The organism is Rhizobium sp. 21-4511-3d (assembly GCF_053522545.1).
Genome location: NZ_JBNWCF010000001.1, coordinates 735,648 through 752,364, shown reverse-complemented (window position 1 = coordinate 752,364; position 16,717 = coordinate 735,648). Strand labels below are relative to the sequence as shown.

Here is a 16,717-nt window from a genome sequence, read left to right as displayed (position 1 = left end):
GCTAGCGCTCACCGGTGTTGTGAGTGGCGATGATCAGACGCGGCGCTTCTTGCGCGGGCGGCAGCCATTGTGCGGGATCGGCGTCACATCGCGGATGGACGTGATCATGAAACCAGCAGCCTGGAGCGCGCGCAGAGCGGATTCACGGCCGGAGCCCGGGCCGCAAACTTCGACTTCCAGCGACTTCATGCCATGTTCCTGAGCCTTCTTGGCGCAGTCTTCAGCAGCGATCTGGGCAGCGAACGGGGTCGACTTGCGCGAACCCTTGAAGCCCTTGGCACCAGCGGACGACCAGGCAATGGCGTTGCCCTGTGCGTCGGTGATGGTGATCATCGTGTTGTTGAAGGTCGAGTTGACGTGCGCCACGCCCGACGAGATGTTTTTACGTTCGCGACGGCGAACGCGTACGGCTTCCTTGGCCATTCTTATCCCTTTCTTGGATATCGTCACCGCCGTAATACCAGCGGCTCCACCGGAGCAATGCCTTGAGGCAACGCTCCAAACTCAAAAGAGGCCGGCGGACCGCCAGCCTCCCCTTCCCGGTTTCCCGGAAATTACTTCTTCTTACCAGCGATCGCCTTTGCCGGGCCCTTGCGGGTGCGGGCATTGGTGTGCGTGCGCTGACCGCGAACCGGCAGGCCGCGGCGATGACGCAGGCCGCGGTAGCAGCCGAGGTCCATAAGGCGCTTGATGTTCATCGCGGTGTCGCGACGAAGATCACCTTCGACCTGGTAATCGCGGTCGATGGTTTCGCGGATCTGGAGCACTTCGGAGTCCGTCAGCTGATGGACGCGCTTGTCAGCCGGAAGACCGACCTTCTCCATGATTTCCTGTGCGAATTTCGGACCGATCCCGTGAATGTAGGTCAGCGCGATAACAACGCGCTTTGCAGTCGGGATGTTGACGCCAGCGATACGTGCCACGCCTGTTCTCCTTGCATTCCTGTTGCCATCCGGCAAGAGGGCTTCGTTATGCCGCCCTCAAGGGGCCGCTCGTTCATATTGGGGTTCGTAACATGTCAAAACGACCGAACCCGGACTTCGTAGGAAATCCGCGCCGATCGCATCAAATGTCGCGAGTTGGCGCGGTGTTTAACGGAATCAGTGCTGAAACGCAACCGCTTCCGCCAAGTTTATTTTCGAGGCTCTAGAGCTTCGAAAGAATGGCGTCGATCTCCGTCGTGACATGATCGATGTCAGCCATTCCATCGACCACCTTCAGCTTACCCTTGGCATGGTAATAGCCGATCAGTGGCGAGGTTTCCTTGTAGTAAGCGGCCAGACGGGTCACCACGGTCTCGCGGTTATCGTCGGGGCGGCGCTTGAAATGGGTCGAACCGCAGCGGTCGCAGACCCCTTCCACCTTCGGCTTGACGTTTGTGTCGTGATAGCCGGCGCCGCAGTTGGCGCAGGTGTAACGGCCGGAGACGCGATCAGCGAGAATCTTGTCGTCGACTTCGATCTCGATGACGGCCGAAAGCTCTATGCCCTTGCCCTTCAGCATCACCTCGGTGGCATCCGCCTGCACGAGCGTGCGCGGGAAACCGTCGAGAATGAAGCCATTGGCGCAATCCGGGGCATCGAGACGCTCGGAGACGATGGCATTGACGATCTCGTCAGAAACAAGCTTGCCGGCGTCCATGACGGCCTTTGCCCGCTTGCCCACCTCCGTGCCGGCCTGAACGGCTGCACGGAGCATGTCACCGGTGGAGAGCTGCGGAATGCCGTGCTTCTCCACGATCCGCTGGGCCTGGGTCCCCTTACCCGCGCCCGGCGGCCCCAAAAGTATGAGTCTCATCGCCCCCTCTTTCCTCCACGCAACTTCGATTTCTTGATCAGACCTTCGTATTGCTGTGCAATCAGGTGACCCTGAATCTGCGCAACCGTATCAAGAGTTACGCTAACCACGATCAAAAGCGAAGTCCCACCAAGGGATAATGGGATGCCGGTTTGCGACACCAGGATCTCAGGCAGGATGCAGACGAACACGAGGTAGATTGCGCCGATGACCGTGATTCGGGTCAGGACGTAATCGATATATTCGGCGGTACGCTCACCCGGACGGATGCCCGGAATGAAGCCGCCATGCTTCTTGAGATTGTCGGCCGTGTCCTTCGGATTGAAGACGATAGCCGTATAGAAGAAGGCGAAGAATGCGATAAGTGCGCCGTAGAGCAGCATGTAGAGCGGCTGGCCGTGGCCGAGCGCTGCGACGATCGAGGTTGCCCAGGACGGCAGAGCGGTCGTGTTGGCAAAGCCTGCAACGGTTGCCGGCAAGAGCAGCAGCGACGACGAGAAGATCGCCGGGATGACGCCCGAAGTGTTGAGCTTCAGCGGCAGGTGCGACGTATCGCCCTGGAACATCCGGTTGCCGACCTGACGCTTCGGATACTGGATCAGAAGGCGGCGCTGGGCACGTTCGACGAAGACGATGATGGCGATGACGGCGATCGCGATGACGATGACTGCGAGAATCAGCGTCGTCGACAGAGCGCCGGTACGGCCGAGTTCGAGGGTGCCGGCAAGCGCGCTCGGAAGACCGGCGGCGATACCTGCGAAGATGATCAGCGAGATGCCGTTGCCGATGCCGCGCGAGGTGATCTGCTCACCGAGCCACATCAGGAACATCGTGCCACCGAGCAGCGTGATGACGGTGGAAATCTTGAAGAACCAGCCCGGATCGACCACGAGGCCGTTGCCGCTTTCGAGACCGACCGCGATGCCATAGGCCTGCAGCGTGCCGAGCAGCACCGTGCCGTAGCGGGTGTACTGGTTGATGATCTTGCGGCCCTGCTCGCCTTCCTTCTTCAGGTTTTCGAGCGCCGGGACGACCGAGGTCATCAGCTGCACGATAATCGAAGCGGAGATGTAAGGCATGATGCCGAGCGCGAAGATCGCCATGCGCTGCACGGCGCCGCCCGAGAACATGTTGAAGAGGCCGAGAATGCCGCCTGCCTGGCCGCGGAAGGCCTGGGCATAAGCTTCGGGGTTCAGACCCGGAAGCGGAATGTGCGTACCAAGCCGGTAGACGAGGAGAGCTGCCAGTGTGAACCACAGGCGCTTCTTGAGATCCTCGGCTTTGGCGAAGGTCGAAAAATTGAGGTTGGAAGCCAACTGTTCCGCTGCAGAAGCCATGCGATTCTCCGCGCTACCTCTTCCGGCGCTTCGCGAATTGGGCCGGATCCGGAAAAGGCTGTCTATTATTTAAAGCCGGGCTTCGGACGGATTGCTGGCGCAATCGATGCCTCACCCTTGATTTCGTCGAAACCTGACCGTTGCGGGGTGCAACGTTTCAGGTTTTGTGAGGCCCACATATGGGAGCAAAATCGCCCGGTGTGAAGCACCCCGGGCGACATATCATAAGATTATTATTCTGCCGCTGCGGCAGAAAGAAGCGTGATGGAACCGCCAGCCTTTTCGATCTTCTCGACGGCAGACTTGGAAGCGCCTGCAACTTCGAGCTTGATCTTGGCCTTGAGTTCGCCGCCGGAGAGGACGCGAACGCCATCCTTGGTACGGCGGATAACGCCAGCAGCCTTCAGGGCAGCTGCGTCGACGGTCTGCTTGGCATCGAGCTTGCCGGCATCGACGGCAGCCTGGATACGCTCAAGCGACACGACAACGAAGTCGGCCTTGAAGATGTTGTTGAAGCCGCGCTTCGGCAGACGACGGTAGATTGGCATCTGACCGCCTTCGAAGCCATTGATGGCAACGCCGGAACGGGACTTCTGACCCTTGACACCACGGCCGCCGGTCTTGCCGGAGCCCGAGCCGATGCCGCGTCCGAGACGCTTGCGGCTGTGCGTAGAGCCTTCGTTGTCCTTGATTTCGTTCAGTTTCATGATCGTATCCTCTGGCTTACTTCTCGTCGACGATGCGAACGAGATGCTGCACAGCACGGATCATGCCACGAACGGAAGGGGTATCTTCCAGCGTGCGGCGGCGGTGCATCTTGTTGAGGCCCAGACCGATCAGCGTGCGCTGCTGAACGTCAGGACGGCGAATGGGGCTGCCGATCTGCTCGACGGTGATCGTCTTTGCTTCGGTCTTCTTGGTAGCCTTGGCCATAGGTCAGACTCCTCTTATTCTTCAGAGGCGTTGCCGGAGGCGGCACGGCGAGCCTGGAGCGTAGCATACTTGATGCCGCGCTGAGCTGCGATGTCCTTCGGGTGAACCTGATGCTTCAGAGCGTCGAAGGTTGCACGAACCATGTTGTACGGGTTCGAGGAACCGGTCGACTTGGCGACAACGTCGTGAACGCCGAGCGTTTCGAAAACGGCGCGCATCGGACCACCGGCGATGATACCGGTACCGACCTTAGCCGAACGCAGCAGAACCTTGCCGGCGCCGTGGCGGCCGTGAACGTCGTGATGCAGGGTACGGCCTTCGCGCAGCGGCACGAAGATCAGCTCGCGCTTGGCAGCTTCGGTTGCCTTGCGGATAGCTTCCGGCACTTCGCGTGCCTTGCCATGACCGAAGCCAACGCGGCCCTTCTGGTCACCAACAACGACGAGAGCGGCGAAACCGAAACGGCGGCCACCCTTAACAACCTTAGCAACGCGGTTGATCGCGACCAGCTTGTCGACGAATTCGCTATCGCGCTCTTCACGGGCCTGGCGGTCTTCCCGCTGCGGCCTTCTTTCCTGTGCCATTGTCCTCTTCCTTTTTCTTTTCCGGGTGCAATCGGCAAACAAAATGAGGACCGGCCCGGCCTCCCCTTCGGAGACGCCTGCGGTCCGGTGAGATCCGGCCGGAGCTTTTGAGGCTTCCGGCCGGAAATTTATTAGAAGGACAGACCGCCTTCGCGGGCTGCGTCTGCCAGGGCCTTGATGCGGCCGTGGTAGATGAAGGCGCCACGGTCGAATACGACCTCCTTGACGCCTGCCTTCGTTGCGCGCTCTGCAACAAGCTTGCCTACGAGGGCAGCTGCTGCGGTGTCAGCACCGGTCTTCAGAGAACCGCGCAGATCCTTATCGAGAGTCGAGGCAGCCGCGAGGGTCTTGCCGGCAACATCGTCGATGACCTGAACATAGATGTTCTTCGAGGAGCGATGAACCGACAGGCGCGGACGGCCATTGGCCACCGACTTGAGATGACGGCGCACGCGGTTGGCACGACGTGCAAGTGCTTCTTTCCTGCTAGCCATTTCGCGTGATCCTTACTTCTTCTTGCCTTCTTTGCGGACAATCCGCTCTTCGGCATACTTAACGCCCTTGCCCTTGTAAGGCTCAGGACCGCGATATTCGCGGATTTCAGCGGCAACCTGGCCGACCTGCTGCTTGTTGATGCCGGTGACGACGATTTCCGTCGGCTTCGGCACAGCGATCGTGATGCCCTGCGGCGGCTCGTAAACTACGTCGTGGCTGAAACCGAGAGCCAGCTGCAGGTTCTTGCCCTGAAGCGATGCGCGGTAACCAACGCCGTTGATTTCGAGCTTGCGCTCGAAGCCGTCCTTAACACCCTTGAAGATGTTCTCGATCATCGTGCGGGACATGCCCCACTTCGAACGAGCATCCTTGGACTGGTTGATCGGAGCAACCGATACCGCGTTGTCCTTGAACTCGAGCTTGATTTCGTCGTTGGCGACGAAGAAGAGCTCGCCCTTCGGACCCTTTGCGGTGACCTTCTGGCCGTCAACCGATGCCGTCACACCTGCTGGAACCGGGACGGCTTTTTTACCGATACGAGACATGTTTCAATCCTGTCTGTTCGTTATGGAGTTCCCCTGCTCTGATCTTAGAAGACCGAGCAGAGAACCTCGCCGCCTACGTTCTGTTCGCGAGCCTGGTGATCGGCCATCACGCCCTTCGGGGTCGAAAGGATGGTGATGCCGAGGCCGTTCGCGACCTGCGGAATGGACTTGACCGAGACATAAACCCGGCGGCCCGGCTTGGACACACGGCCGATCTCACGGATCACCGATGCGCCTTCATAGTACTTGAGTTCGATGCTGAGCTCCGACTTGCCATTGCCGAAATCGACAACGGAATAGCCACGGATGTAGCCTTCGGACTGCAGAACATCGAGAACACGTGCACGGAGCTTCGAAGCAGGCGTCGAGACCGACGACTTGCGGCGGGAAGCGCCGTTACGGATACGGGTGAGCATATCGCCCAACGGATCAGTCATTGTCATCTAACCTGCTCCTTACCAGCTGGACTTGACGATGCCCGGCACCTTGCCGAGATTGCCGAGTTCACGCAGCGCGATACGCGACATGCGCAGTTTGCGGTAGTATGCGCGCGGACGGCCCGATACTTCGCAACGGTTGCGAATGCGGGTCTTCGATCCATCGCGCGGCAGGGATGCCAACTTGATCGAGGCCTTGAACCGCTCTTCGATCGGAAGAGACTGGTTCATGATGATCGCCTTCAGAGCTGCGCGCTTGGCAGCCTGATTTGCGACCGTATTACGGCGGCGCTTGTTCTTTTCAACTGCGCTGGTCTTCGCCATGTCAGGTTCCTTTTCTACGCTCGTCGTTACGGTTACTGACGGAACGGGAAGCTGAACTCTGTGAGCAGAGCGCGCGCTTCGTCGTCCTTCGTTGCCGTCGTGCAAACGATGATGTCCATGCCCCACATCTGATCAACCTTATCGTAGTTGATCTCAGGGAACACAATGTGCTCCTTGATGCCCATGGCGAAGTTGCCACGGCCGTCAAAGCTCTTCGGGTTCAGGCCGCGGAAGTCGCGAACGCGCGGGAGCGCGATGTTCACGAGACGGTCCAGGAACTCGTACATGCGGGCGCCGCGGAGGGTAACCTTCGCGCCGATCGGCATCTGTTCGCGGACCTTGAAGCCAGCGATAGAGTTGCGTGCACGGGTGATAACCGGCTTCTGACCAGCAATAGCGGCCAGGTCAGCTGCAGCAACAGTCGGCTTCTTCGAATCAGCCGTTGCTTCGCCAACACCCATGTTGATGACGATCTTGTCGATCTTCGGGATCATCATTTCGTTGGCGTAGGAGAACTTCTCCTGCATCGCATTGCGAATGCGCTCAACGTATTCCTTCTTGAGCCGCGGCTCGTACTTTGCCTGAGCCATTAGATCACCTCACCGGAACGCTTGGCCACACGGACCTTCTTGCCGTCAACGACCTTGAAGCCAACGCGGGTCGGCTTGCCGTCCTTGTCGACGATTGCAACGTTGGACAGGTGAACCGAGGCTTCCTTGTTGATGATGCCGGCTTCCTGGGTCTGCGTCTGGCGCTGATGGCGCTTTACGACGTTGACGCCACGGACAACCGCGCGATCTTCCTTCGGCAGAACCTGGAGGACTTCGCCGGTACGGCCCTTGTCCTTGCCCGTGAGCATGACGACCTTGTCGCCTTTACGAATCTTCTGCATCGGTCTCGCTCCTTACAGTACTTCGGGAGCCAGCGAGATGATCTTCATGTGGTTCTTGGCGCGAAGTTCGCGCGGAACCGGTCCGAAGATACGGGTGCCGATCGGCTCTTTCTTGTTGTCGATGAGAACTGCTGCGTTCGTGTCGAAGCGAATGACGGAGCCATCCGCACGGCGGATGTCCTTGGCGGTGCGAACAACAACCGCCTTCATAACGTCACCCTTCTTCACGCGGCCGCGCGGGATCGCTTCCTTGATCGAAACGACGATGACGTCGCCGATCGAGGCATACTTGCGCTTCGAGCCGCCCAGCACCTTGATGCACATGACACGACGCGCGCCGGAATTATCCGCGACGTCGAGGTTTGTTTGCATCTGAATCATATCAGGTCGCCTTTTTGGTTTACCGGACTGGTTGGGCTTTCGCCCCCTACCCCGGCTTATGAAAATTTGTCAGCCGACCGAGCCCGCAAAACGGGCACAGAAACGGCAATAGCTTGAATAGCGCGGGAAAAATCGTGCCAAGGTGGTTTCCCGGTGGGACCTTCCGTGCGCTCAAAGCAAAAGAACGCCCGGCTTTCGAGCGTTCTGACGCTGCTTCATACAGATATTTCCGCGAGACGCAAGGCCTCGCGAGAAATTCTTACTTGCCCTGGGCGGCGATAACCGTCCAGCGCTTGTCCTTGGAGATCGGAGCGCATTCCTCGATGGAAACGGTGTCGCCGATCTTGTACTGGTTGTTTTCGTCGTGGGCCTTGTACTTCTTGGAACGACGAACGGTCTTCTGAAGCAGCGGGTGAGCGAAACGGCGCTCGACGCGGACTACTACAGTCTTCTCGTTCTTGTCGCCAACGACGACGCCCTGCAGAATGCGCTTCGGCATGTTATTCTTCCTTTACGCCTTTGCTTCTGCCGCCTTCTGGCGGGCAATGGTTTTCACGCGGGCGATGTCCTTGCGGACTTCGTTGATGCGCGAGGACTTCTCGAGCTGGCCGGTTGCCTTCTGGAAGCGCAGGTTGAACTGCTCCTTCTTGAGGTCGGCGAGCTTGTCCTTGAGCTGATCGGCCGTGAGGCCGCGGACTTCTTCGGCTTTCATCTGCCTCTCCTTACTCTGCAATGCGCTGTACGAAGCGCGTCTTGACCGAGAGCTTGGCAGAGCCGAGACGAAGCGCCTCACGGGCGATTTCTTCGCTGACGCCGTCGATCTCGAACATCATACGGCCGGGCTTGACCTTGCATGCCCAGTATTCAACGGAGCCCTTACCCTTACCCATACGGACTTCGGTCGGCTTCGCGGTTACCGGAACATCCGGGAACACGCGGATCCATACACGGCCGGCGCGCTTCATGTAACGCGTGATCGCGCGGCGTGCCGCTTCGATCTCGCGTGCATTCACGCGGTTCGGCTCCTGAGCCTTAAGGCCGAATTCACCGAAGGCGAGGTCGGAACCACCCTTGGCGACGCCCTTGATGCGGCCCTTGAATTGCTTGCGGTACTTGGTACGCTTTGGCTGCAACATTTTCTTATTCTCCGAACTTCTTTGCCACCAACGCTATCAAGCGTTGTCGCGGCGACGATCGCGGTCGCGGCTTGCCGGACCCTGAGCGTCACCCTCGAGTGCGCGGCGCTCGGAGGCCATCGGATCATGCTCAAGGATTTCGCCCTTGAAGATCCAAACCTTGATGCCGCAGATGCCGAAAGCGGTTTCCGCTTCAGCTGTGCCGTAGTCGATGTCAGCGCGCAGCGTGTGCAGCGGAACGCGACCTTCGCGGTACCATTCGGTACGAGCGATTTCAGCACCGCCGAGACGGCCTGCGCAGGTGATCTTGATGCCTTCGGCGCCAAGACGCATTGCAGACTGAACAGCGCGCTTCATGGCGCGGCGGAAAGCCACGCGACGCTCGAGCTGCTGGGCGATCGACTGAGCAACGAGCGTTGCGTCGACTTCCGGCTTGCGCACTTCAACGATGTTGAGGTGCGTTTCGGAGTTCGTCATGTCCGACAGCTTCTTGCGGAGCTTGTCGATGTCTGCACCCTTCTTGCCGATGATCAGACCCGGGCGAGCCGAGTGGATCGTGACGCGGCACTTCTTGTGCGGACGCTCGATGACGACCTTGGCGATACCAGCCTGCTTCAGTTCGCTCATGACGAACTTGCGCATCTTCAGGTCTTCGTGCAGCAGCTGACCGTATTCGGCATTGTCCGCAAACCAGCGGCTATCCCAGGTACGGTTGATGCCAAGACGGAAACCGATTGGATTGATTTTCTGACCCATTATGCGGCCTCCTCTTGTGCCTGCACTTCGCGGACCACGATCGTGAGGTGCGCGAACGGCTTCTCGATGCGAGATGCACGGCCGCGGCCACGAGCGTGGAAACGCTTCATGACGATCGACTTGCCGACGTAGGCTTCTGCTACGACAAGCGTGTCAACGTCGAGATCGTGGTTGTTCTCAGCGTTGGCGATCGCAGATTCCAGCGTCTTCTTGACGGCGCCTGCGATGCGCTTGCGGGAGAACTCCAGCTCAGCGAGTGCACGGTCGACCTTCTTGCCGCGGATAGCCGCAGCAACCAGGTTGAGCTTCTGTGGGCTGACGCGGAGCGTGCGGGCGACTGCTTGCGCCTCGTTGTCCTTCAGCCGGCGTTCGGCTTTTGCCTTGCCCATTGTTACTTCCTCTTTGCCTTCTTGTCCGCGCCGTGACCGTAGTAGGTCCGCGTCGGAGAGAATTCACCGAACTTGTGACCGACCATGTCTTCGTTGACGCTGACCGGTACATGCTTGCTGCCGTTGTAGACGCCGAAGGTGAGACCGACGAACTGCGGCAGGATCGTGGAGCGGCGGCTCCAGATCTTGATTACTTCTGCACGTCCGCCTTCACGAACCTTCTCAGCCTTCTTGAGAAGATAGCCGTCAACGAACGGACCTTTCCATACTGAACGAGCCATTGGAGACTTCCTCTCTTACTTCTTACGCTGATGACGCGAGCGCATGATGAACTTGTCGGTCGACTTGTTCGACCGGGTGCGCTTGCCCTTGGTCGGCTTGCCCCACGGGGTAACCGGATGACGGCCACCAGAGGTGCGGCCTTCACCACCACCGTGCGGGTGGTCGACCGGGTTCATGACAACACCGCGGTTATGCGGACGCTTGCCGCGCCAAACCGTACGACCGGCCTTGCCGTCGTTGATGTTGGCGTGATCCGGGTTGGAAACGGCACCAATCGTCGCCAGGCACGAGCCGTGGACGAGGCGCTGTTCGCCAGAGTTCAGGCGAAGGATCGCCATGCCGGCGTCGCGGCCGACGAGCTGTGCGTAACCGCCAGCCGAACGAGCGATCTGACCGCCCTTGCCCGGCTTCATTTCCACGTTGTGGATGATGGAGCCGACCGGGATGTACTGCAGCGGCATGGTGTTGCCGGGCTTTACGTCGACAGCCTTTTCAGAAGCGATGACCTTGTCGCCGGCAGCGAGGCGCTGCGGAGCGAGGATGTAGGCCTGTTCGCCGTCCGTGTAGCTGACGAGCGCGATGAATGCAGTACGGTTCGGGTCGTATTCGATACGCTGAACGGTGCCTTCGACGTCGAACTTGCGACGCTTGAAGTCAACGATACGGTACGTACGCTTGTGACCGCCGCCGATGAAGCGGGCAGTGATACGGCCGAGGTTGTTACGACCGCCGCTCTTGGTCAGACCTTCCGTCAGCGCCTTGACCGGCTTGCCCTTCCAGAGGCCAGAACGGTCGACGATGACCAGCTGACGCTGGCTCGGGGTCGTAGGATTGAATGTTTTCAATGCCATTGTTTTATTCCTCAGAGACCGGTGGAGACGTCGATCGTCTGGCCTTCAGCCAGCGTTACGACAGCCTTCTTCACGTCCTGCTGCTTGCCGGCAAAACCGCGGAAACGCTTGGTCTTGCCCTTGCGGAGCAGCGTGTTGACGGCCGTGACCTTGACGCCGAAGAGCGCCTCGACTGCAGCCTTGATTTCCGGCTTCGACGCCGTCTTGGCGACATTGAAAACAACCTGGTTGTTTTCGGATACCAGAGTGGACTTTTCGGTGATCGCCGGCGAGACGATCACATCGTAGTGGCGAAGATCGGTCACTTGAAACGCTCCTCTAGAGCTTCAACGGCAGCCTTGGAAAGCACGAGCTTGCCGCGGCGCACGATGTCATAAACGTTGATGCCCTGGATCGGGAGAACATCGATGTTCGGGATGTTCTGGGCAGCGAGCTTGAAGTTGCCGTCGAGCTCAGCACCACCGATGAAGAGCGCGTTGGTCAGGCCGAGCGTCTCAAAGGTAGCGGCCAGAGCCTTGGTCTTGGCTTCAGCAGCAACGAGGTTGTCGATGATGATGACATCATCCGACTTCAGCTTTGCCGAGAGAGCGAGACGCAGGCCGAGAGCGCGAACCTTCTTGGGAAGGTCGTGTTCGTGGCTGCGAGCAACCGGGCCGTGAGCCTTACCACCGCCGCGGAACTGCGGAGCGCGAGCCGAATGGTGACGAGCGCGGCCCGTACCCTTCTGCTTGTACATCTTGGCGCCGGTGCGCGAAACGTCCGCGCGGCCCTTTGCCTGGTGCGTGCCCTGCTGCTTCTTGGCAAGCTGCCAGCGGATGACGCGGGCAAGAATGTCTTCGCGGGGCTCGAGACCGAAGATCGCGTCAGAGAGAGAAACCTTCCCTGCGTCTTTTCCCTCGAGGGTCTTGACGTTGAATTCCATTGGTCTGGCTCCCTTACTTCGCGGCCGACTTGACGGCGTCGCGCACGATGATCCAGGCACCCTTGGAACCGGGTACTGCACCCTTGATCAGGATCAGACCACGATCTTCGTCGGTCGAAACCACTTCAAGGTTCTGAGTCGTTACGCGCGTCTGGCCCATGTGACCAGCCATCTTCTTGTTCTTGAAAACCTTGCCCGGATCCTGGCGCGAGCCCGTCGAACCGTGCGAGCGGTGCGAAACCGACACACCGTGCGTGGCGCGGAGACCGCCGAAGCCGTGGCGCTTCATGGCGCCGGCAAAGCCCTTACCAATGGTCGTGCCCGTCACGTCGACGAGCTGACCTGCTGCGAAGTGACCAGCCTTGAGCTCGGTACCGATCTCCAGCAGGTTGTCTTCCGAAACGCGGAATTCCTGGAGCTTGGCCTTCGGCTCGACGTTGGCGACAGCAAAGTTGCCGCGCATCGCCTTGGACGTGTTCTTAACCTTCGCCTGGCCAGCACCGAGCTGAACTGCGGTATAGCCATTCTTTTCTACAGTGCGCGTTGCGACGACCTGGCAGCCGTCCATACGCAGTACCGTTACCGGAACATGTTCGCCAGCGTCGTTGTAGACGCGGGTCATGCCCACCTTCTGTGCAATCACACCTGAACGCATCGGTTCAATCCTTCCAAATCCGCTCGAGCCAGGCTCAGAGCTTGATCTCAACATCGACACCGGCGGCGAGATCGAGCTTCATCAGCGCGTCTACCGTCTGCGGGGTCGGATCTACGATGTCGAGGAGGCGCTTATGCGTGCGCATCTCGAACTGCTCGCGGCTCTTCTTGTCGATGTGTGGGGACCGGTTAACCGTAAACTTCTCGATGCGAGTCGGAAGCGGAACGGGGCCCCGGACGCTTGCGCCGGTGCGCTTCGCCGTCGACACAATCTCGCGCGTGGAAGCATCGAGAATTCGGTGATCGAACGCCTTCAGGCGAATGCGGATATTTTGGCCGTTCATTCGACATTATCCTTGTGTTCTGTTTTTCGCGCGCCTTTCTCAAGACGCGTTTTTTGTTTTCGCTAAGGCGGACCACCGGTTTCAAAGATCGAGAAGGACACCGCGGAACGGCATCCCTATCCACTCTTCGGGCCTTTTCAGCCCACCTTATTGTTAGTTTTGTTCGCCGCTTCGAAAACCGAAGCAGCACGCAAACAGCGCTCGCGCGCCATGTGCAACATTTCTGTGTAATAAGCAAGCGGCTAGAGCCGCTCACATCATAATAATGTCATCGAATCGGCCGCCCCTCTTGGAGGCGGCCGTTTCTCTGATTACTCGACGATCGAGGCAACGATGCCGGCGCCGACGGTACGGCCGCCTTCGCGGATAGCGAAGCGCAGCTTTTCTTCCATCGCGATCGGAACGATCAGCTCGACGTCAACCGTGACGTTGTCGCCCGGCATAACCATTTCCGTGCCTTCCGGCAGCGTGACGATGCCCGTCACGTCCGTCGTGCGGAAGTAGAACTGCGGACGATAGTTGGTGAAGAACGGCGTATGACGACCGCCTTCTTCCTTCGTCAGGATGTAGGCTTCTGCCTTGAACTTCTTGTGCGGCTTGACCGAACCCGGCTTGCACAGGATCTGACCACGCTCGACGCCGTCACGGTTAACACCGCGAACCAGAGCGCCGATGTTGTCGCCAGCCTGGCCCTGATCGAGCAGCTTGCGGAACATTTCAACGCCGGTAACCGTCGTCTTCGAGGTCGCGCGAATGCCGACGATTTCGACTTCTTCGCCAACCTTGACGATACCACGCTCGACGCGGCCCGTAACAACCGTACCGCGGCCCGAGATCGAGAACACGTCTTCGATCGGCATCAGGAACGGCTGGTCAACCGGACGCTCAGGCGTCGGGATGTAGGCGTCGACCTGAGCCATCAGCTCGCGGATCGCGTCTTCGCCGATCTTCTTGTCGGAATCTTCGAGAGCGGCCAGAGCCGAACCCTTGACGACCGGGATATCGTCGCCCGGGAAGTCGTAGGACGACAGCAGTTCGCGAACTTCGAGCTCGACGAGTTCGAGAAGCTCGGCGTCGTCAACCTGGTCGACCTTGTTGAGGAACACGACGATAGCCGGAACGCCAACCTGGCGAGCGAGCAGGATGTGCTCGCGGGTCTGCGGCATCGGGCCGTCAGCAGCGGAGCAAACCAGGATCGCGCCGTCCATCTGTGCGGCACCGGTGATCATGTTCTTGACGTAGTCGGCGTGGCCGGGGCAGTCGACGTGCGCGTAGTGGCGGTTCGGGGTCTCATACTCGACGTGTGCCGTCGAGATGGTGATGCCGCGTGCCTTTTCTTCCGGAGCAGCGTCGATCTGGTCGTACGCCTTGAACTCGCCGAAGTACTTCGTGATCGCTGCCGTCAGAGACGTCTTGCCGTGGTCAACGTGGCCGATCGTGCCGATGTTTACGTGCGGCTTGTTGCGCTCAAACTTACTCTTTGCCATTTTCGGCTCTCCATTTTGCTAGGCCCCGAAGGGCGCTAATTCTTGTTATCGGTCAATTGGTATTCCGGTCACTTCTGACCGGAATACTTTGCCTGGATTTCAGTTGCGACGTTCGACGGGACCGGCGCGTAGTGATCGAAGGTCATCGTGTACTGAGCACGGCCCTGCGACATGGAGCGCAGGTTATCGACGTACTTGAACATGTTCGCCAGCGGAACGTTGGCGCTGATGACGATCGCGATGCCGCGCTGTTCCTGGCCCTGAATCTGGCCACGGCGGGAGTTCAGGTCACCGATCACGTCGCCGACGTAATCTTCCGGCGTTACGACTTCGACCTTCATCATCGGCTCGAGGAGCTGAGCGCCGGCCTTCTTGGCTGCTTCACGGAAGCAGGCACGCGAAGCGATTTCGAACGCCAGAACCGACGAGTCAACGTCGTGGAAGGCACCGTCAACGAGCGTCGCCTTGACGCCGAGCATCGGGAAGCCAGCCAGCGGACCGGAGGACAGAACGCTTTCGATACCCTTCTGAACGCCCGGGATGTATTCCTTCGGAACAGCACCGCCGACGATCTTGGATTCGAACTTGAAGTCGTCGCCTTCCGGGTTCGGTTCGAAGATGATCTTGACGCGTGCGAACTGACCGGTACCACCGGACTGCTTCTTGTGCGTGTAGTCTTCTTCGTGCTGACGCGTGATCGTTTCACGGTAAGCAACCTGCGGAGCACCGACGTTGGCTTCAACCTTGAACTCGCGACGCATACGGTCGACGAGAATGTCGAGGTGAAGTTCGCCCATGCCGGCGATGATCGTCTGGCCGGATTCCTGGTCGGTCTTGACGCGGAAGGACGGGTCTTCAGCAGCGAGGCGATTGAGCGCGAGGCCCATCTTTTCCTGGTCGCCCTTGGACTTCGGCTCGATCGCGATCTGGATGACCGGCTCCGGGAATTCCATGCGCTCGAGGATAACCGGCTTCAGCGGATCGCAGAGCGTATCGCCAGTGGTGGTTTCCTTGAGGCCGGCGAGAGCAACGATGTCGCCTGCGAAGGCTTCTTCGATGTCTTCACGCGAGTTGGAGTGCATCTGCAGCATACGGCCGACACGCTCGCGCTTGTCCTTGACCGTGTTGATGACGGATACGCCCTTTTCGAGCTTGCCCGAGTAGATACGAGCGAAGGTCAGCGAACCGACGAAGGGGTCGTTCATGATCTTGAACGCCAGCATCGCGAGCGGCTCGGCGTCGTCAGCGTGACGCTCGATTTCGGCTTCGGTCTTGAAGTCGATGCCCTTGATGGCCGGAATGTCGAGCGGCGACGGCAGGTAGTCGACGACGGCGTCGAGGAGCGGCTGAACGCCCTTGTTCTTGAAGGCGGTGCCGCAGAACATCGGGTGGAACTTGACGTCGATCGTGCCGCGGCGAACCAGGGCGCGGATCTTGTCGTTGTCCGGCATGTCGCCGTTCAGGTAAGCTTCCATCGCTTCTTCGTCGATCTCGACAACGGTCTCGATCAGCTTTTCGCGATATTCTTCAGCCTTGGCCTTCAGGTCATCCGGGATTTCGACGACGTCCCACTGGGCGCCGAGCGATTCATCGCGCCACACGAGAGCGTTCATCTCGATCAGGTCGACGACGCCCTTGAAGTCGCTTTCTGCGCCGATCGGCAGCTGCATGACGACAGCCGTTGCGCCGAGACGGGTCTTGATCATCTCGACTGAGCGGTAGAAGTCCGCACCGGTCTTGTCCATCTTGTTGCAGAAGATCATGCGCGGAACATTGTACTTCTCAGCCTGACGCCAGACGGTTTCCGTCTGCGGCTCAACGCCGGCATTGGCGTCGAGAAGAGCAATGGCACCGTCGAGAACGCGCAGCGAACGCTCGACTTCGATGGTGAAGTCAACGTGGCCGGGGGTGTCGATGATGTTGAAGCGGCGCATCTTGCCGTCACGACCCTTCCAGAAGGTCGTGGTGGCAGCAGACGTGATCGTGATGCCACGCTCCTGCTCCTGCTCCATCCAGTCCATGGTGGCTGCGCCGTCGTGCACTTCGCCGATCTTGTGCGACTTGCCGGTGTAGTAAAGGATACGCTCGGTCGTCGTCGTCTTGCCGGCGTCGATGTGCGCCATGATACCGAAATTACGGTAGTCTTCGATTTTATATTCGCGAGCCATAAT

General features: G+C 59.4%; 27 protein-coding genes. All 27 read right to left on the bottom strand.

Annotated features, from left to right (window positions below; all coding sequences use genetic code 11):
- Nucleotides 1-33 precede the first annotated feature (33 nt).
- The 27 genes from rpsK to fusA all read right to left on the bottom strand — a co-directional run bounded on the left by rpsK (nt 34) and on the right by fusA (nt 16,714).
- On the bottom strand, nt 34-423 hold the full coding sequence (gene rpsK, locus ACQZ5H_RS04025; RefSeq protein ID WP_003547577.1) for a 30S ribosomal protein S11: 390 nt from the start codon (nt 421-423) through the stop codon (nt 34-36).
- 131 nt (nt 424-554) lie between these two features.
- Complete coding sequence (rpsM, locus tag ACQZ5H_RS04020) at nt 555-923, bottom strand: 30S ribosomal protein S13 (RefSeq protein ID WP_112711484.1); 369 nt, start codon at nt 921-923, stop codon at nt 555-557.
- Between the two features lie 223 nt (nt 924-1,146).
- Complete coding sequence (locus ACQZ5H_RS04015; protein WP_112711483.1) at nt 1,147-1,797, bottom strand: adenylate kinase; 651 nt, start codon at nt 1,795-1,797, stop codon at nt 1,147-1,149.
- Nucleotides 1,794-3,134, bottom strand: coding sequence for a preprotein translocase subunit SecY (secY, locus tag ACQZ5H_RS04010; RefSeq protein WP_112711482.1), 1,341 nt, complete (start codon nt 3,132-3,134; stop codon nt 1,794-1,796). Before secY ends, ACQZ5H_RS04015 begins: the two co-directional genes overlap by 4 nt.
- Before the next feature lie 233 nt (nt 3,135-3,367).
- Complete coding sequence (gene rplO / locus ACQZ5H_RS04005; protein WP_112711481.1) at nt 3,368-3,841, bottom strand: 50S ribosomal protein L15; 474 nt, start codon at nt 3,839-3,841, stop codon at nt 3,368-3,370.
- A gap of 16 nt (nt 3,842-3,857) precedes the next feature.
- Nucleotides 3,858-4,067: a 50S ribosomal protein L30 gene (gene rpmD / locus ACQZ5H_RS04000; RefSeq protein ID WP_112711480.1), complete on the bottom strand. Its 210-nt coding sequence runs from the start codon at nt 4,065-4,067 to the stop codon at nt 3,858-3,860.
- A gap of 14 nt (nt 4,068-4,081) precedes the next feature.
- Nucleotides 4,082-4,651, bottom strand: a complete 570-nt coding sequence (rpsE, locus tag ACQZ5H_RS03995) for a 30S ribosomal protein S5 (RefSeq protein WP_112711479.1) — start codon at nt 4,649-4,651, stop codon at nt 4,082-4,084.
- A gap of 131 nt (nt 4,652-4,782) precedes the next feature.
- Nucleotides 4,783-5,145: a 50S ribosomal protein L18 gene (rplR, locus tag ACQZ5H_RS03990; RefSeq protein ID WP_112711478.1), complete on the bottom strand. Its 363-nt coding sequence runs from the start codon at nt 5,143-5,145 to the stop codon at nt 4,783-4,785.
- 12 nt (nt 5,146-5,157) lie between these two features.
- Nucleotides 5,158-5,691 (bottom strand): 50S ribosomal protein L6, encoded by a 534-nt coding sequence (rplF, locus tag ACQZ5H_RS03985; RefSeq protein ID WP_112711477.1) that lies wholly within the window; start codon nt 5,689-5,691, stop codon nt 5,158-5,160.
- A gap of 44 nt (nt 5,692-5,735) precedes the next feature.
- Nucleotides 5,736-6,134, bottom strand: coding sequence for a 30S ribosomal protein S8 (gene rpsH / locus ACQZ5H_RS03980; protein ID WP_003547562.1), 399 nt, complete (start codon nt 6,132-6,134; stop codon nt 5,736-5,738).
- Between the two features lie 12 nt (nt 6,135-6,146).
- A complete protein-coding gene (rpsN, locus tag ACQZ5H_RS03975) occupies nt 6,147-6,452 on the bottom strand; it encodes a 30S ribosomal protein S14 (RefSeq protein ID WP_112711476.1) in 306 nt (101 codons plus the stop codon).
- A 32-nt stretch (nt 6,453-6,484) separates the two neighbouring features.
- Nucleotides 6,485-7,042: a 50S ribosomal protein L5 gene (rplE, locus tag ACQZ5H_RS03970; protein WP_112711475.1), complete on the bottom strand. Its 558-nt coding sequence runs from the start codon at nt 7,040-7,042 to the stop codon at nt 6,485-6,487.
- Nucleotides 7,042-7,344, bottom strand: coding sequence for a 50S ribosomal protein L24 (gene rplX, locus ACQZ5H_RS03965; RefSeq protein WP_112711474.1), 303 nt, complete (start codon nt 7,342-7,344; stop codon nt 7,042-7,044). Before rplX ends, rplE begins: the two co-directional genes overlap by 1 nt.
- A gap of 12 nt (nt 7,345-7,356) precedes the next feature.
- Nucleotides 7,357-7,725 carry a 50S ribosomal protein L14 gene (gene rplN / locus ACQZ5H_RS03960; protein WP_003547558.1) on the bottom strand — a complete coding sequence of 123 codons (369 nt, stop codon included), beginning with the start codon at nt 7,723-7,725 and terminating at the stop codon, nt 7,357-7,359.
- 259 nt (nt 7,726-7,984) lie between these two features.
- The gene (rpsQ, locus tag ACQZ5H_RS03955; protein ID WP_004674926.1) at nt 7,985-8,224 is read right to left on the bottom strand and encodes a 30S ribosomal protein S17; all 240 of its coding nucleotides are present in this window, start codon (nt 8,222-8,224) and stop codon (nt 7,985-7,987) included.
- Between the two features lie 12 nt (nt 8,225-8,236).
- The gene (rpmC, locus tag ACQZ5H_RS03950) at nt 8,237-8,437 is read right to left on the bottom strand and encodes a 50S ribosomal protein L29 (protein WP_007531673.1); all 201 of its coding nucleotides are present in this window, start codon (nt 8,435-8,437) and stop codon (nt 8,237-8,239) included.
- A gap of 10 nt (nt 8,438-8,447) precedes the next feature.
- Nucleotides 8,448-8,861 (bottom strand): 50S ribosomal protein L16, encoded by a 414-nt coding sequence (rplP, locus tag ACQZ5H_RS03945; RefSeq protein ID WP_003573792.1) that lies wholly within the window; start codon nt 8,859-8,861, stop codon nt 8,448-8,450.
- 36 nt (nt 8,862-8,897) lie between these two features.
- Nucleotides 8,898-9,617, bottom strand: a complete 720-nt coding sequence (rpsC, locus tag ACQZ5H_RS03940; RefSeq protein WP_018857109.1) for a 30S ribosomal protein S3 — start codon at nt 9,615-9,617, stop codon at nt 8,898-8,900.
- Nucleotides 9,617-10,006, bottom strand: coding sequence for a 50S ribosomal protein L22 (gene rplV / locus ACQZ5H_RS03935; protein WP_007531667.1), 390 nt, complete (start codon nt 10,004-10,006; stop codon nt 9,617-9,619). Before rplV ends, rpsC begins: the two co-directional genes overlap by 1 nt.
- A 2-nt stretch (nt 10,007-10,008) precedes the next feature.
- A complete protein-coding gene (rpsS, locus tag ACQZ5H_RS03930; protein ID WP_007531666.1) occupies nt 10,009-10,287 on the bottom strand; it encodes a 30S ribosomal protein S19 in 279 nt (92 codons plus the stop codon).
- Between the two features lie 15 nt (nt 10,288-10,302).
- A complete protein-coding gene (rplB, locus tag ACQZ5H_RS03925) occupies nt 10,303-11,139 on the bottom strand; it encodes a 50S ribosomal protein L2 (protein ID WP_112711473.1) in 837 nt (278 codons plus the stop codon).
- A gap of 11 nt (nt 11,140-11,150) precedes the next feature.
- Nucleotides 11,151-11,444 (bottom strand): 50S ribosomal protein L23, encoded by a 294-nt coding sequence (locus ACQZ5H_RS03920; protein ID WP_112711472.1) that lies wholly within the window; start codon nt 11,442-11,444, stop codon nt 11,151-11,153.
- On the bottom strand, nt 11,441-12,061 hold the full coding sequence (gene rplD / locus ACQZ5H_RS03915; protein WP_112711471.1) for a 50S ribosomal protein L4: 621 nt from the start codon (nt 12,059-12,061) through the stop codon (nt 11,441-11,443). Before rplD ends, ACQZ5H_RS03920 begins: the two co-directional genes overlap by 4 nt.
- 13 nt (nt 12,062-12,074) lie before the next feature.
- Entirely contained in the window at nt 12,075-12,716 is a 642-nt protein-coding gene (rplC, locus tag ACQZ5H_RS03910; protein WP_008521348.1) for a 50S ribosomal protein L3, read from the bottom strand.
- 34 nt (nt 12,717-12,750) lie between these two features.
- Nucleotides 12,751-13,059 (bottom strand): 30S ribosomal protein S10, encoded by a 309-nt coding sequence (gene rpsJ / locus ACQZ5H_RS03905; protein WP_003547547.1) that lies wholly within the window; start codon nt 13,057-13,059, stop codon nt 12,751-12,753.
- A 311-nt stretch (nt 13,060-13,370) separates the two neighbouring features.
- The gene (gene tuf, locus ACQZ5H_RS03900; protein ID WP_130282487.1) at nt 13,371-14,546 is read right to left on the bottom strand and encodes an elongation factor Tu; all 1,176 of its coding nucleotides are present in this window, start codon (nt 14,544-14,546) and stop codon (nt 13,371-13,373) included.
- Between the two features lie 68 nt (nt 14,547-14,614).
- Nucleotides 14,615-16,714 carry an elongation factor G gene (gene fusA / locus ACQZ5H_RS03895; RefSeq protein WP_112716894.1) on the bottom strand — a complete coding sequence of 700 codons (2,100 nt, stop codon included), beginning with the start codon at nt 16,712-16,714 and terminating at the stop codon, nt 14,615-14,617.
- Between the last annotated feature and the right edge of the window lie 3 nt (nt 16,715-16,717).

What these genes read in the sequence shown, in the direction of transcription:
- rpsK (WP_003547577.1), bottom strand. Translation starts at nt 423, where the DNA reads ATGGCCAAGGAAGCCGTACGCGTTCGCCGTCGCGAACGTAAAAACATC.
- ACQZ5H_RS04015 (WP_112711483.1), bottom strand. Translation starts at nt 1,797, where the DNA reads ATGAGACTCATACTTTTGGGGCCGCCGGGCGCGGGTAAGGGGACCCAG.
- secY (WP_112711482.1), bottom strand. Translation starts at nt 3,134, where the DNA reads ATGGCTTCTGCAGCGGAACAGTTGGCTTCCAACCTCAATTTTTCGACC.
- rplO (WP_112711481.1), bottom strand. Translation starts at nt 3,841, where the DNA reads ATGAAACTGAACGAAATCAAGGACAACGAAGGCTCTACGCACAGCCGC.
- rpmD (WP_112711480.1), bottom strand. Translation starts at nt 4,067, where the DNA reads ATGGCCAAGGCTACCAAGAAGACCGAAGCAAAGACGATCACCGTCGAG.
- rpsE (WP_112711479.1), bottom strand. Translation starts at nt 4,651, where the DNA reads ATGGCACAGGAAAGAAGGCCGCAGCGGGAAGACCGCCAGGCCCGTGAA.
- rplR (WP_112711478.1), bottom strand. Translation starts at nt 5,145, where the DNA reads ATGGCTAGCAGGAAAGAAGCACTTGCACGTCGTGCCAACCGCGTGCGC.
- rplF (WP_112711477.1), bottom strand. Translation starts at nt 5,691, where the DNA reads ATGTCTCGTATCGGTAAAAAAGCCGTCCCGGTTCCAGCAGGTGTGACG.
- rpsH (WP_003547562.1), bottom strand. Translation starts at nt 6,134, where the DNA reads ATGACAATGACTGATCCGTTGGGCGATATGCTCACCCGTATCCGTAAC.
- rpsN (WP_112711476.1), bottom strand. Translation starts at nt 6,452, where the DNA reads ATGGCGAAGACCAGCGCAGTTGAAAAGAACAAGCGCCGCCGTAATACG.
- rplE (WP_112711475.1), bottom strand. Translation starts at nt 7,042, where the DNA reads ATGGCTCAGGCAAAGTACGAGCCGCGGCTCAAGAAGGAATACGTTGAG.
- rplX (WP_112711474.1), bottom strand. Translation starts at nt 7,344, where the DNA reads ATGCAGAAGATTCGTAAAGGCGACAAGGTCGTCATGCTCACGGGCAAG.
- rplN (WP_003547558.1), bottom strand. Translation starts at nt 7,725, where the DNA reads ATGATTCAGATGCAAACAAACCTCGACGTCGCGGATAATTCCGGCGCG.
- rpsQ (WP_004674926.1), bottom strand. Translation starts at nt 8,224, where the DNA reads ATGCCGAAGCGCATTCTGCAGGGCGTCGTCGTTGGCGACAAGAACGAG.
- rpmC (WP_007531673.1), bottom strand. Translation starts at nt 8,437, where the DNA reads ATGAAAGCCGAAGAAGTCCGCGGCCTCACGGCCGATCAGCTCAAGGAC.
- rplP (WP_003573792.1), bottom strand. Translation starts at nt 8,861, where the DNA reads ATGTTGCAGCCAAAGCGTACCAAGTACCGCAAGCAATTCAAGGGCCGC.
- rpsC (WP_018857109.1), bottom strand. Translation starts at nt 9,617, where the DNA reads ATGGGTCAGAAAATCAATCCAATCGGTTTCCGTCTTGGCATCAACCGT.
- rplV (WP_007531667.1), bottom strand. Translation starts at nt 10,006, where the DNA reads ATGGGCAAGGCAAAAGCCGAACGCCGGCTGAAGGACAACGAGGCGCAA.
- rpsS (WP_007531666.1), bottom strand. Translation starts at nt 10,287, where the DNA reads ATGGCTCGTTCAGTATGGAAAGGTCCGTTCGTTGACGGCTATCTTCTC.
- rplB (WP_112711473.1), bottom strand. Translation starts at nt 11,139, where the DNA reads ATGGCATTGAAAACATTCAATCCTACGACCCCGAGCCAGCGTCAGCTG.
- rplD (WP_112711471.1), bottom strand. Translation starts at nt 12,061, where the DNA reads ATGGAATTCAACGTCAAGACCCTCGAGGGAAAAGACGCAGGGAAGGTT.
- rplC (WP_008521348.1), bottom strand. Translation starts at nt 12,716, where the DNA reads ATGCGTTCAGGTGTGATTGCACAGAAGGTGGGCATGACCCGCGTCTAC.
- rpsJ (WP_003547547.1), bottom strand. Translation starts at nt 13,059, where the DNA reads ATGAACGGCCAAAATATCCGCATTCGCCTGAAGGCGTTCGATCACCGA.
- tuf (WP_130282487.1), bottom strand. Translation starts at nt 14,546, where the DNA reads ATGGCAAAGAGTAAGTTTGAGCGCAACAAGCCGCACGTAAACATCGGC.
- fusA (WP_112716894.1), bottom strand. Translation starts at nt 16,714, where the DNA reads ATGGCTCGCGAATATAAAATCGAAGACTACCGTAATTTCGGTATCATG.